The sequence below is a fragment of the Ligilactobacillus acidipiscis DSM 15836 genome (assembly GCF_001435755.1).
GTDB classification, from domain to species: Bacteria; Bacillota; Bacilli; order Lactobacillales; family Lactobacillaceae; genus Ligilactobacillus; species Ligilactobacillus acidipiscis.
This window is the reverse complement of the sequence record NZ_AZFI01000405.1, coordinates 1-313: the sequence shown is the minus strand read 5'-3', so window position 1 is coordinate 313 and position 313 is coordinate 1. Positions and strand designations below refer to the sequence as shown.

The following is a 313-nucleotide window of genomic DNA, read 5'->3' as shown; positions in this document are numbered from 1 at the left end:
TAAAGAAAAACTTTCAGATCCTGAACTGAAAGACATTTATGAACAGCGAAAAATAGATGTTGAATCAGTTTTCGGAAATCTAAAAGATAATTTTGCATTCCATCGAGTTCATGTTCGCGGGCAAGCAGCAGTTTCAAACGAACTTGGATTGATGTTAATGGCACTGAACTTGACCAAAATGGCCAAGTTTAAGCAGCTAAATTATTTCTTTAAAACAGAGAAAAAATCAGCACAAAGAAATAACACGAAATTTTCCAAAATCAGAAAATTCCGTGTTATTTTTATTAAACTGGAAACGTTTTGTCCCAGTCCC

The 313-nt window shown here is 33.9% G+C and carries 1 protein-coding gene; it reads left to right on the top strand.

Features of this window, described 5'->3' with window-relative positions; translation table 11 throughout:
- Nucleotides 1-313: transposase (locus FC65_RS11270; protein ID WP_156408659.1), on the top strand; the 313-nt coding region annotated here is incomplete at both ends.